The organism is bacterium, assembly GCA_035295165.1.
Classification (GTDB): Bacteria; Sysuimicrobiota; Sysuimicrobiia; order Sysuimicrobiales; family Segetimicrobiaceae; genus JAJPIA01.
This window is the reverse complement of the sequence record DATGJN010000034.1, coordinates 13,993-26,820: the sequence shown is the minus strand read 5'-3', so window position 1 is coordinate 26,820 and position 12,828 is coordinate 13,993. Positions and strand designations below refer to the sequence as shown.

The 12,828-nt window shown below is 67.9% G+C and carries 11 protein-coding genes and 1 tRNA gene; 9 read left to right on the top strand and 3 right to left on the bottom strand.

Features of this window, described 5'->3' with window-relative positions; translation table 11 throughout:
• Positions 1-10: 10 nt before the first annotated feature.
• From VKZ50_05285 to VKZ50_05275, 3 genes are all read left to right on the top strand, one after another.
• The gene (locus VKZ50_05285; GenBank protein HLJ59126.1) at positions 11-958 is read left to right on the top strand and encodes a sugar ABC transporter permease; all 948 of its coding nucleotides are present in this window, start codon (positions 11-13) and stop codon (positions 956-958) included.
• Positions 955-1,821 carry a carbohydrate ABC transporter permease gene (locus VKZ50_05280; protein ID HLJ59125.1) on the top strand — a complete coding sequence of 289 codons (867 nt, stop codon included), beginning with the start codon at positions 955-957 and terminating at the stop codon, positions 1,819-1,821. The genes VKZ50_05285 and VKZ50_05280 overlap by 4 nt, the downstream gene beginning before the upstream one ends.
• A 257-nt stretch (positions 1,822-2,078) precedes the next feature.
• Positions 2,079-2,255, top strand: a complete 177-nt coding sequence (locus tag VKZ50_05275) for a hypothetical protein (protein HLJ59124.1) — start codon at positions 2,079-2,081, stop codon at positions 2,253-2,255.
• Between the two features lie 136 nt (positions 2,256-2,391).
• Here VKZ50_05275 and VKZ50_05270 read toward each other — a convergent pair whose 3' ends face one another.
• The 3 genes from VKZ50_05270 to VKZ50_05260 all read right to left on the bottom strand — a co-directional run bounded on the left by VKZ50_05270 (position 2,392) and on the right by VKZ50_05260 (position 7,130).
• Complete coding sequence (locus VKZ50_05270; protein HLJ59123.1) at positions 2,392-5,688, bottom strand: SpoIIE family protein phosphatase; 3,297 nt, start codon at positions 5,686-5,688, stop codon at positions 2,392-2,394.
• A 222-nt stretch (positions 5,689-5,910) separates the two neighbouring features.
• Positions 5,911-6,300 (bottom strand): STAS domain-containing protein, encoded by a 390-nt coding sequence (locus tag VKZ50_05265; protein ID HLJ59122.1) that lies wholly within the window; start codon positions 6,298-6,300, stop codon positions 5,911-5,913.
• A gap of 20 nt (positions 6,301-6,320) precedes the next feature.
• Positions 6,321-7,130 (bottom strand): MBL fold metallo-hydrolase, encoded by an 810-nt coding sequence (locus tag VKZ50_05260; GenBank protein ID HLJ59121.1) that lies wholly within the window; start codon positions 7,128-7,130, stop codon positions 6,321-6,323.
• Positions 7,131-7,816: 686 nt separating this feature from the next.
• Between VKZ50_05260 and VKZ50_05255 the strand changes: the two genes are divergently transcribed.
• From VKZ50_05255 to VKZ50_05230, 6 genes are all read left to right on the top strand, one after another.
• Entirely contained in the window at positions 7,817-8,809 is a 993-nt protein-coding gene (locus VKZ50_05255; protein ID HLJ59120.1) for an acetamidase/formamidase family protein, read from the top strand.
• Complete coding sequence (xpt, locus tag VKZ50_05250) at positions 8,806-9,375, top strand: xanthine phosphoribosyltransferase (protein ID HLJ59119.1); 570 nt, start codon at positions 8,806-8,808, stop codon at positions 9,373-9,375. The genes VKZ50_05255 and xpt overlap by 4 nt, the downstream gene beginning before the upstream one ends.
• Positions 9,376-9,433: 58 nt before the next feature.
• Positions 9,434-10,582: an ExsB family protein gene (locus VKZ50_05245; GenBank protein HLJ59118.1), complete on the top strand. Its 1,149-nt coding sequence runs from the start codon at positions 9,434-9,436 to the stop codon at positions 10,580-10,582.
• Positions 10,583-10,590: 8 nt separating this feature from the next.
• On the top strand, positions 10,591-11,835 hold the full coding sequence (gene queG / locus VKZ50_05240) for a tRNA epoxyqueuosine(34) reductase QueG (GenBank protein HLJ59117.1): 1,245 nt from the start codon (positions 10,591-10,593) through the stop codon (positions 11,833-11,835).
• Positions 11,832-12,518, top strand: a complete 687-nt coding sequence (locus VKZ50_05235; GenBank protein ID HLJ59116.1) for a phosphopantothenoylcysteine decarboxylase — start codon at positions 11,832-11,834, stop codon at positions 12,516-12,518. Before queG ends, VKZ50_05235 begins: the two co-directional genes overlap by 4 nt.
• Before the next feature lie 92 nt (positions 12,519-12,610).
• Positions 12,611-12,686, top strand: a tRNA-Gly gene (locus VKZ50_05230).
• Positions 12,687-12,828 lie beyond the last annotated feature (142 nt).

Here is a 12,828-nt window from a genome sequence, read left to right as displayed (position 1 = left end):
CTCGCCGCCGATGAACGGGAGACCGCCCGCGCTGCGCCCGAGGCTGCCCTACCATCGCGCGCGCGCGGTATGGGTGGCGGCGTTTCTCGCCCCGGCGTTCATCCTGTTCACCGTGTTCCTCGCCTATCCCATCGTTGGCGCCATGGCCTACAGCCTGTACCGGTGGGACGGGATCGTGCGCGGCGGCTTCGTTGGCCTGGCAAACTTCCGGCGGCTGCTGACCGAGTACCCCTATAGCATACGGATGCTGGGGGCGCTCGAACACAACGTCTGGGCGTTTGTGCTCACGATGGTGATCCAGAACGGGATCGGCCTTCTGTTCGCGGTACTGCTCGCGGGCCGGGCGTGGGGCGCCGGGGTCTACCGGGCGATTTTCTTCATGCCTGTGGTGCTGTCGCTGGTGATCGTCGGGTTTCTCTGGGAGTTGTTCTTGAACCCAGTCTGGGGCGCCGTCAACAAGCTTCTCGTCCTCGTCGGCGCGGGCGCCCTCGCGCGGCCATGGCTCGGCGATACCCACACCGCGCTTCTGAGCATCATCCTCGTCAACGCGTGGCGGTGGGTCGGGTTCCCGACGATCGTGTTTCTCGCCGGCATCCAGGCGATCCCGGACGAGTACCTCGAGGCGGCGCGGCTAGACGGCGCCGGACCGGGGGCGTTGTTCTGGAGGGTCGTGTTCCCGCTGCTCGCTCCCCAGGTGAACATCATCGTAATCTTGACGTTCATCGGGGCGTTCAACTGGTTCGAGTTGCCGTATGTGATGCAGGGCGTCACCGGAGAGCCGTTCCACTCCACCGATGTGCTGGGCCTCCTGTTCTACCGCTCAGCGTTCGGCGCGATCGATACCGGAAACCCGGACGTCGGGATCGGCTCCGCGATCGCGGTGGTCATGTTCGCACTGATCCTGGTGACGAGCGGCCTGGGCGCGGTGTACCTTCGCCGGCGCGAGGTCGAGGGATGATCGCGCCCCCCGTGAGCCGGGGCGCGTCTGGCCGGGGACCGGGCGGTCTGGTCGCGACCGGCGCCGTGCAGGCGCTGCTCGTGTCCAACACACTGCTCGTGATCCTTCCGATGGCGTTCATGGTGCTGTCGTCGTTGAAGACGACACGGGAGATCTTCCAGGAGCCGTTCGACCTGCCGAGCACGCTGCGCTGGGACAACTACGCGCAGGTCTGGAACGCGGCGCACTTCGGCATCTACTTCCGCAACAGCGTCGTCGTGACGGTCGCGTCCATGTGCCTGATCCTGGTAACGGGCACGTTCGCCTCGTACGCGCTCGCCCGCTACCGGTTCCGCGGCAACGATCTGATCTTTGTCTACTTCCTCGCTGGCATCATGGTGCCGATCCGCTTGGCGATCATCCCGCTGTTCGTCCTGATGCGGGACCTGTCTCTACTCGACAACCTCTGGTCGCTCATCCTCGTGTACGCGGCGTCGGGCCTGCCGAGCGCAGTGTTCATCCTGACGGGATTCCTGCGCACCATCCCGCACGAACTCGACGAGGCGGCGCGGATCGACGGCGCCGGCGAGGTGGGGATCCTCCTCCGGGTCCTGCTCCCGCTGGTCCGCCCGGCGCTCGCGATCGTGACCGTCTACAACGTAATCCCGATCTGGAACGACTTCTTCTTCCCGCTCGTGTTCATCCACGAAGACGCGCTGAAGACCGTGCCGCTCGGGCTCACCGTGTTCTTCGGTGAATATCAGACCAACTGGGCCCTCCTGTTCGCCGGGCTGACGCTCGCGGCGGCGCCGGTGCTCGCCCTCTACGTTATGCTGTCGCAGCAGTTCATCCGGGGGTTGACGGCAGGTGCGGTCAAGGGGTGAGCCGAAGCGCGGAGTCGGATGACGCGGGTTCGTCAAACGGGCCGGCGTAGTCTCAGGCGAGAGGCCGCCGGCGTGCGGCCTGCGTAGCGGCCGATGGTCTAACCATTGCAGGGAGTGTTGCAGGACAGATCAACCAAAGTCTTGACAAGAATTTCCCGCAGACCTGCCTATTCAGGACCTCCGGGTAATTGTATAGTTGTATCCCCGATGGATGTCGATTCGGGATGTCGATTCGATGGTACTCTGCGGAGGATACCATGGCGGGCCGGCGTCACTATATTGAGGTGCGCGTCCTGTACGGCAAAGATGCCAGCGTTGAGCTGAACGAATGGGCCGCAAAGGGCTACAAGATCGTGGCTGCCACGGCCGATCGCATCATTATGGAAGCAAAGATCAAGGAGAAGGACAAGAACGACGAAGACGACGACGACTAGCTATCCCGCGGGGCGTCCCATCCCGCGCTGTTTCGGCCCTCCACTCATATCGTTGCAACTCCCCGATGGCGAAGCCGCCTTGAGCGAACCACCGCCTGGCGCCGGGGACGATCGGGTCGGTGCGCGCCGGCAACCGTCACGAGGCGTCGATGGTCGGCAGGGCGCTGCGCGCAGCCTCCGCCAGCGAATCAAAGATCCTCAGCACCGCCTGCATTCCAGCGATATCGACGATCCGCCGCAGCGCCCCGGACGATGGAGCAACGACCAGCAACTTCCTCCGGTTGGTGGTGAGCCGACGCCCAAACCGGAACAAGGTGCCGACAGCATGGCTGTCGAGGTACGTGGCGTCGCCGAGCGACACGATCACGGTCCCGGATTCCGCACGCGCCGCGCGGTCGAGTGTTGCTGCGAATGCGTCGGTGTTCTCCAGATCCAGGTCACCGGCCACCGTCACGACAGGAATCCCGTCGATCTGGGAGATCTTCAAGGCCACCGGGTGCCCCGGCGGCAGCGCGGTCACGCCCCGCGGCGGACCCACCGCGGCGAGCGGCGCGCCCGAGACCGCGAGCGGGGCAGCCGGGATGGAGCCGTCGGCCGTAGACGGAGCCCGCCGGCCCGGGCCGCGGTCGTCGGGCAGCTTCACCGCCAGGCGCACCGTTGTACCCGCGGGCGTCGTGTCGACCTCGACGACGTCGACCAGCGCCTTCATCACGTGGAGCCCGTGTCCCCCTCCGTCGGCGGGTCGCACCGGCCGCCACGTCCCTTCGTCCGCCACGTCGATGCGGAGCACCGACCCATCGAGCCGCGCCCGAACGCGCACCGGCCCGGTCTTCGCGCCGTACGCGTGCTCGATCACGTTGTTGACGGCTTCGCCCACCGCCACGGTCACCGAGGCCAGACGGTCTGGATCCAAACCAGCGTCCAGCGCGAGCCTGCGGAGCGCCTGGCGGATCAACACGGCGTTCCGCGGCTCGGCCGGCAGGGTGATCTCGAACCGGTCAAGCCGTGTCCCTGCGACCGCCAACGTGATCACGGCGATGTCGTCGCGAATCGGTTCGTGCGTCAGCACCCGCCGCACGATGCCCTCAGCGTGATCTGAGGTCGCCTCCGCCAACTCGCGCCGCGCGGCCTCGATCACCGCAGCCTCTCCCACAATCGGATCATACCGGGTCTCGACGAGTCCGTCTGTGTACACAACCAGCAAGCTTCCCGCGGGCAACTCAACCGTCTGAAGCGGTAGCGGCTCGTCCCCCAGGTAGCCGAGGGGCAATCCGCCACACCCGAGCCGGGCAGGCTCCAGGTCATGGCCGACCAGGATCGGGGCCGGATGGCCCGCCGTGGCGTAGGCCAGGACGCACGTGTTCGGATCGAGCACTCCGAACAACGCCGTCGCCATCGTGTCGTCGCCGTCAGTGAGCGCGAGCAGGTCGCTGACATGCTTCAGCACGATCGAAGGATCGGTGTGCTCAAGCGCCGCCGCACGAATCGATTGGCGGAGTTGTCCCATCGTCACCGCGGCCCGCAGCCCCCGCCCCGCGACATCCCCGATGGAAAGCGCGAGGTGCCCGTTCGGCAGCCGGAACACGTCGTACCAGTCTCCTCCGATGTCCGATTCCCGGACCCCTCCGGAGCGGTACGCGGCGTGTACGGCGATCCCTGGAAGCTGCGGCAGCACGCCCGGCAAGAACGCGCGTTGAAGCGTTTCGGCGACCCGATGTTCTCGGGCATACAGGCGCGCCCGTTCGACGGCCTGGCCGCACTGCCACCCCAGCGTGAGCATGGACTCGAGGTCGTCCGCCCCCGGACTGTGGCGGTCGCGAAAGTTCATGCTCAACACGCCGATCGCGCGCCCGTGCAGCATCATGGGAATCGATGCGCGGGCGTCCCGCCGGAACGCTTCCGGAATCCCCTCGTGCTCGGGGGCGTCCGCATCGTCGTCGGGGTCGCGCCACGCGACCCGCCGAGTCCGGATCGCGGCAGCGAGCACCGGGTGCTGCTCAAGCGAAAGCCGGCGCGACCGCTGCGTGATCTCCGGCGGGTATCCCACCGCCCGAACGAGCTCTGCGGTGGACCCGTCCGGCCCGATCAAGAACAGACCGGCCGCGGTACCGCCGAGCGTCTGCAGGGCGTGCGTGACGATCACGTCGGCGACCTGCTCCGGCGTCACGGCCTCCGAAAGGGCCGCCGTGACCGCCTGCATCCGGCCGATCCGATCGACGGCGCGCTGAGCTGCAGCCCGCTGGAGCTGCTCGGAGCGGTGGAGCCGCGCGTTGTCCAGGGCCAGCGCCGCCCTCCGCGCAAGTTCCTCGGCGAACACAAGATCGCTGCCGGTGTACCGCCTGGCGGACTCCGCGGAGAAGAGGGTGATCGCTCCAAACGCCCGTTCCCTGGCCGTCAGCGGCACCACCATCGCCGACCGCGACCCAAGGTTGCGCATGATCGAACGCAGCGCCGCGTTGGGCATGGCCTCCTCGAGCAACGCGTCCGAGACGTCCGGGTACACTTCCGCCCTGCCCGTTCGCACCGCGTTCGCCGATCCGTATCCGGACCGCAGGTCGGGGGGATATTGACGCTGCACCTCGCGCATCAACGCCATACGGGCCGGATCCCGGTGTTTCGTAATCGCCGTGCGCAACGTCCCATCGTCACCGACGAGATCGATGATGCACCAGTCGGCGAGTTCGGCCACGAGCAGCCCGGCGAGGGTTTCAAGGTTGGCATCCACTTCGAGCGACCGCGCGAGGGCTTCGCTGGCTTCGGTCAGCACCTGCTGCTGTCGTTCGATGCGCTTGCGATCCGAAATGTCGCGGGCGATTACGGAAGCGCCCGCGATCATTCCCGAGGCAGTTCGAATCGCCGAGATGGTCAGGGACACGTCGAAGCGGGTCCCGTCCTTCTTCAGGCGCACGCTCTCGTGACGCTCGACGCGCTCCCCCCGCCGCAGGCGCGTCAGGATCCCCGCGATCTCGTCCGCGTGCTCCGGCGGCGCGAGCATCGAAACGGAGCGTCCGATCACCTCCGCAGGCGCGTACCCGTACAGTCGCTCCGCGCCGGCGTTCCACGTCAGGATGGTCCCATCGACCGTCTCGCTGAATATCGCGTCGTCCGAGGACTCGACGATCGACGCGAGCTTCCGGGCCGCGATGTCCGCATCGCGCAGCCGCACGGACGCCTCGACGACGAACGCGGACAAGAGGGCAAACAACCCGAGCACCGGCAGGATGGCCGGGAACAGTGAGAACGAGTACGCGGGCGAGACGATGAAGTACCGCGCTGCGAGCAGGCTGAAGATCCCCGCAACACCGCCTGGGATCCGCCCGCCGAGATACGCGGCGGCTCCGATCACGGGCAGCGCGTAGAGGAAGAGCCATCCGTCGGCGGGAAAGTCGGCGTGAAACGCCCAGACGAGGCCGCCCACACACAACGCGGCCAACAGGACCGCGACCGAAGTCGCATTGTGGGACCGTGCGCCGTGCGAACGGTGGGAACCGCGTCCAGCCGCCATCAGAGACAGCCGAGGCGCGGGCGCCAGTCATGTTCGCGGGTGACTCGTCGGCTTCTTCCACGCGAGGCGTCGATCGGCGCTCGCCTCCTCACCGCTCCAGGGCAACAGTAGTTTTCCCCGGCTCGTGTGGAATTCAAACCTGACGTCCGGTCAACTTCCACGCTCTTCTTCCGAGCGGCCGCGCGACCCGGACGTCAGCTCCGCGATCGCGAGGGCCGTCCGGGAAAAGACCGGGACCAGGCGCGGGAAGTCAATCGCATCCATGACGCGCCGCACGACGGGGGTGGGCTCCGCCACGACCAGTCTCTGACCCAAGCGCTCCGCCATGGCGTGGCACTGCCGCAGCGAATTCAGGCCGGTGCTGTCGAGATACCGTAGACCCCCGAGCGCCACGATCACGTGACGCCCGCGGCCGACGGCGTCGCGGACCGCTATCTCGACGGCCGCGGTGTTGCCGAGGTCCACTTCTCCGAAGGGCTCGACGAGCACGATCCCGGGAGCGCACTCGCGCGTCCGAATCTCCAGGTTCGGCGTGTCCATCGGTGCACCCCGTCGCGGCGTCAGCCTTCGACCGCGCGCACGTAGCGGTCCGCGGACCGCTGCACGGCGGCGGCGGCGCCGCTCGCGATGACGCGCCCCGCGAATGCCCCGTAGATGCGATCGAAACGAAACCCTGCGACCGCCCGGGCGATGCGCCGCACGGTCGCGGCATCGAGGGGAATGAGGTTTGGGTAACTATACATGAAGCTGACCCACCGGCGATCTGGCACCACCTGCAGGGTATCTCCCGTCAGGAGCGCGCCGCGGCCGCCCGCGCCTCCGGGCCAGTGGAGCACAGCGGCCCCGGGGAAATGGCCGCCGCAGCGAAGGAGCGTCAGCCCACCCGGAAGGACGAGGGTGTCTCCGTCCCAGTACACGATCGACGAGTCGGCACGCATCACCCACGCTCGGTCGGCGGTGTGCAGGTAGATGGGAACTCCCCCGAACGTCGCGCTCCAGTCGACCATCGACGAATAGTAGTGCGGATGCGAGATCGCGATCCCCGCGAGGCCGCCGAGGCGTCGCACCGTCTCCGCCGTCTCGTCATCGATCAGGCTCACGCAGTCCCAGAGAATGTTGCCGGCCGGCGTCTGCACGAGGAGGGCGCGCTGGCCGATCGCGAAGCTCGGCTCGGTTCGGATCCCGGTCAGACCCGGTTCCTCTTCGCCGATCACGTTCCGGTGGTCGCGACGCAGATCTTCCATGGTGACCCAAGCCTGCCCGTGCCAGTTGACATACTGGCGCTCCTCGTCGCAGATCGGACAACGAACAGGCCGGCGGTCCGACGGAGCAAGCTGCGTCCCGCACGTGGTGCAGATGCCGTAGAACATCCACCCACCTCCAGGGACACCGGGGAGACTTTCGCAAGGTCCGGCGCCCGACCCTGCGTCCCCCGTGAGGCGGTGGAGCAGACGCACCCCTCCCAACTGTCGGGGCGCGGAGGTGCCGTCGCGCCAAGCCGCATGCGAAAGCACGAACTCTTGTCGGTTGGAAGCGATCGGAGCCTTACGAGGGGTGACTTCTTGATTACAACGTATATTATCCCAAACCGGCACACCCTTGTCAAGATCGCCGCAACCCTTTGCGGCGCCTCACCCGTAAGCCCGTGCAGATCAAGCCATGGCACGCGAAAGGCAAACGCGCCGTGACGCTTATCGAGAAACTAGATTCAATCTATCATGCACCGGCCGGCGTTCTCGTCTCAGGTGACATCAGATCTTCATAGGTCCTTGAGCGGTTCTTCACGGGGACACTCTATCATGAACTCTGGCTGGACGGAGATTCAGCCACGCCCGGTCACCGGGGCGCGCGGGCCGTACTTCCCCCCCCTTGCGGCGGTTCGCGCGCTCCGCCCCGGGCACTTGTTGCGACGCTGCACTCGTTGGATCGCGGCAACCAGCACCGGTCACGCGGGCGAGGAACACGCGCCGGCGCGCTGAAGACCCTTTCCGTTCGCAAATCGGGCGTCTGCAACCGTGGGGCCGACAGGTCCCGGCGCCCCCGCCGGGAGGGGACGATGAGTACCCATCGCTTCACGCCGCACCACTACTTCAACACCCTCGGATCACATCCGCCCGTATTGCGAATCCGCGACGGAGACACGGTCGTCACGACGACGCTCGACGCCCGGGGATTTGACGCCACCGGAACGTCGGCCGCGCCCCGCGGCAACCCGCAGACCGGACCGTTCTACGTCGAGGGCGCAGACTCGGGCGACACGCTGGCCGTGCATCTGGACCGCCTCGCGCCGAACCGTCCGACCGGGTGGTCGGGCACCGTGATCGCACCGAACGTGCTGGAACCGGCGTTCGTGCGCGACCTCCCGCTGACGGCCGTCACGCAGTGGTGGATCGATCTGGAACGCCGCACGATCACGCTCGCCGACTCGGCGGCGGGACGTCCGTCGCTGCCGTTGTCGGAGATCGACCGTCACCGGCGGGCGGCGACGCGGGCGGAGATCCCGTCGCTGGCTCACCTGGCGATCGCCTTTGCCCCGATGGTGGGATGCTTTGGGGTGGCGCCCGCGGGGGGGCAGGCGATCTCGACGGCGACATCGGGACCCCACGGCGGCAACATGGACTACCGGGGATTCACCGAGGGAGCGACCGCCCTCTTCCCCGTGTTCGCCCCGGGCGCGCTGTTCCACCTCGGCGACTGCCACGCGGCGCAAGGGGACGGCGAAATCGTCGGCAACGGGGTCGAAGTGTCGTTCGAGGTGCAGTTCACGGTGCGCGTGCACAAGGGCCGGCGGATCGAGTGGCCGCGCGGCGAGAACGACGCATACATCTTCGCGCTCGGCAACGCCCGGCCGCTGGACCAGGCACTCCAGCACGCGACCACCGAGATGGTACGCTGGCTTGCTGAGGACCACGGGCTCGACGCGCGGGCAGCCAGTACGCTGCTCGGTCAGTGCGTCGAGTACGAGATCGGCAATGTGTACAACCCGGCGTACACGGTGGTCTGCAAGGTACCGAAGCGCATCTTGCGCGATCTGCGGCAAGGCCGATGACGGACCTTCGGGACCGCATCCTCAGGGAGGGCCGCAACCTCGGCAACGGCATCCTGAAGGTCGACGGGTTCATCAACCACCAAATCGACCCCGTCCTGATGGATGCGTGCGGGCGCGAACTGGCGTCGCGGTTCGCCCGGCTGCGGGGCACCCGCGTGCTGACCGCCGAGATCTCGGGCATCGCGCCGGCCCTAAGCACGGCGTTCCATCTCCGCCTCCCCGTCGTGTACGCGCGCCGCGAGCGCCCGGTGACGATGCCCGATCAGGTGCTCCTGACCGTGGCACCGTCGCACACGAAGCGGCGGCCGGCGGAGCTGATCGTCTCCCCGGAGTACCTTCCCCGGGGCGACCGTGTGCTGATCGTCGACGACTTCCTCGCCACCGGTCAGACGATCCTCGGTCTGGCACGCCTGACCGAGGCGGCCGGCGCGACGCTCGTCGGAATCGGGGCGCTGATCGAGAAAGCGTTTGAGGGCGGCCGCCAGACCCTCGCCCGGTTCGGGGTGCCGATCGAGTCACTCGCGACGATCACCGACATGAGCGGCGATCGGATCATCATCGCCTGACGGCGGACGGCCCCACTTCGGGGAGACCTGAGTCAGCCTTTGACCGCGCGGGCCGTGAGTGACGAACCGCAGAGACACGGGGCAGCGCGACCGGGGCCGCCGCGAGGCTCAGGCCAGCGAACAGGAGCGCCCCGCACCCTCCGAGACGGCGGCGGGCTGGCTCGGACCCCAGCGGGGCCAGCCCCAGGGGCGCTGGGGCGTCCGGGTCCGTGACAAGCCGGTCAGGATCGGGTACGCTTACAGCGTGGACCTGCGAGACACCCTCCTCGGGGAGATCCGCGAGACGACGCGCGGGGAGCCGGTCGTCGTGGCGTTCAGCGGCGGCCTCGACAGCACCGTCACGGCCGCCCTCGCCCGCGACGCCCTCGGCCCCGGACACGTCCTGCTCGTCACGGTGAACATGGGACAGTACGCGTACACGCGCGGCAACGAGATCGTCCTCGAGGTCGCCGAACGTCTCGGGTTGCAGCAGCGCTGCCTGCTGGGGCAGTTCAAGCAGCACCGGGTCCAGGCCGCCGGCCCGGCGTGCAACCGCTGCACCCGCGAGATCAAGCTCGGCATGGTCAAAGCCGTGTCCGGAGGCCGCCTCGTCCTCACCGGCGCCAATCGCAGCGACACGTGGGGCCAGATGGGGCTCAAGGTCTGCAACGACTACTATGCTCCGCTCCTCGATCTCGACAAACCTCGGATCCTGGCCCTGGCGGACGCGATGGACGTCCGGCCGCCTCGGATAGGCGAGAATCCCGGCCGCGAGGGCTGCAAGCTGAAGCACCTCCTCAAGCCGCTCGCGGCCCCGGAGTATCACGGGCGCGCGGTCGCGCGCGCCAACGAGGTGGTGCTGAGCGTGCTGCGGGATGCCGGCGTCAGGCCCGAACTCGCGAACGTCAAGATCATCGGCCCCCTCGGGCGGAACATCGGGCTCGTGAACGTTCGTCCCGCCCCCACGGACGCCGTGCGCGACCGGCTTCGCGACGCGCTGCTCGCGATCCCCGAGCTCGATGAGGTGCACGTCGTCGACGGACCGCTGGTGCTCGTGGCCAAAGCCAGTCCCGCTATCCTGAACGATCCCCACGCGCGGTACTGGATCGAACGCGGCCGGATGGCCCCGGACTTCGCGGCGCCGATCACCGTCGAGTGGCGGCCGACCTCGAATAATCGCCTGGGCACGTTCCAGGTCGTAGGGTTCCGACCGACAGCGCCCGCCTGAGGCACCCGGTGACGAACGCAGACCCGTCTGTCGACCTCCACGCGCTCGCGGCCGCGACCAAAGCCCAGGCCCGCGCCGCGGGGTTCGACCTGTGCGGCATCACGACAAGCGAGCCGTTCGAGCGCGAAGGCGAGGCGCTCGCGCGCTGGGTCGCCGCCGACCACCACGGCGGCATGGCCTACATGGAGCGCAACGCCCCGCGATCCCCCCGTCCCCGTGCGGTCGAGCCGGCGGCGCAGGCCCTCGTCGTCGTCGGCCTCTACTATGGGGACGCGACGCCGCTCGGCGACGAGCGCACGCCGCCTCGGCAAGGTAGCGCCGCCGGCGACGGCCAGGGCCGCGGCGCCGCCGGTGCCCCGCGGGAGTATCGTACCGAGGCCGGTGAGCCCCGGGGGCTGATCAGCCGGTACGCGCGTGGGGACGACTACCACGATGTCATGGCTCCGCGACTGCGGCGGCTCGCCGATTTCTTGAGATCGCAAGGCGCGCAGGTCGCCCGGTACTATGTCGACACCGGTCCCATGATCGACCGCGCTGCGGCCCGTCGCGCCGGGCTCGGGTGGTACGGGAAGAACACGCTCATCATCACCCGCGCCGGATTCGGATCGTGGGTATTCCTCGGGGAGATCCTGACCGATCTTGCGCTGCCGCCCGATCCACCCGCACGAGGTGATTGCGGCCGATGCCGGCTCTGTCTCGACGCCTGCCCCACCGGGGCGATCGTCGCGCCGTACACGGTCGATGCGCGGCGCTGCATCTCGTACCTCACGATCGAGCACCGCGGCGCGATCCCCCTCGAGATGCGTCCGCTGATCGGCGACCGCATCTTCGGCTGCGACGTCTGCCAGACTGTGTGCCCGCACAACGCGAAGACGCTGGCACGCACCCATCCGGAGTTTGCCCCGCGGCCCGGGGTGGGCGCTCGACCCGAGCTGGTGACATTGCTCAACATCAGCGAGGAAGAGTTTCGCCGACGCTTTGCGGGCTCAGCGGTCACCCGCGCGAAACGCCGGGGTCTCCGCCGCAACGTCGCCGTGGCGCTCGGCAACCTCGCCGACCCCGCCGCGGTGCCCGCGCTCGTCCGGGCGCTCGACGACGAGGACGAACCGCTGGTGCGGTCACATGCGGCGTGGGCGTTGGGCCGGATCGGCACGGAGGCGTCGCGGGACGCCCTGCAGGCGCGCCTCGACCGAGAGCACGATTCGGAGGTCCGCGGCGAGATCGCGCAGGCCCTCACCGCGGCCGCGTCATGAGCCTTCGGGGGCGCCGGATCCTGATCACCTCGGGACCAACCCGCGCGCCACTCGACGCTGTGCGCTTCCTCACCAACAAGGCCACCGGACGGTTGGGCTCGCTGATCGCCGAGGGCGCGCTCGAGGCCGGCGCCGCCGTCACGTTCGTGTACGGACGAGGAAGCGTGATCCCGACGGTCCGCGGCGGTCGCGTGGACCATCTGCGGCTCCTGCCGATCGACACCGTGGAGGATCTGATCGTCATCTTCCAACATGAACTGCGACAACACCGTTATGACGCTGTGATTCACGCGATGGCGGTCCTCGATTTCGCGCCAGCGCAGGCCCGCCACGAGAAGGTCACGAGCACCACCGACGAGTGGGTGATCCGCCTCGTGCCCACCCCCAAGGCCGCGGCGCTGGTCCGAAACCTCGCACCGCAAACGTTCTTCATCGGGTTCAAGCTGGAGGTCGGCAAGCAGCAGGCGGAGCTCGTCGCGATCGCGCGCGACTGGGCCGGCCGGAACCAGGCCGATCTCGTGGTCGCAAACGATCTCCGCGACATCGAACGAGGAGTACACATCGGCTACCTCGTCAATCCTGAAGGGACTGTTGAGGCCGTCGCGGAGGGGAAAGAGAACATCGCGCGCGCGCTCGTCGATCGTTTGAACGGTCGCTTCGGTGACGACCGGCAACGACCATAGCGGTGTAGGCTCGAGCGGGTCGCCGAGTCTTTGACTGCGGTCTGCGCAGGAGCTATAATACTTGGTACGGTACTCTACCGTAGTAGGGGCGAGCGGGAATAGCTCAGTTGGTAGAGCATCTGCTTCCCAAGCAGAGGGTCGCGGGTTCGAGTCCCGTTTCCCGCTCCAGATCAATGAAATCAAGGGTTTCCGCGATTTAGTCCCGACAGAAATGCCCGAAAACGCAGATGCTCACCCTGCGATGGATAATAGATGAAAGGAGTACCCGTTGGTGCAGTTCCACCGGTACCACACGCTGCCATTCCATTCG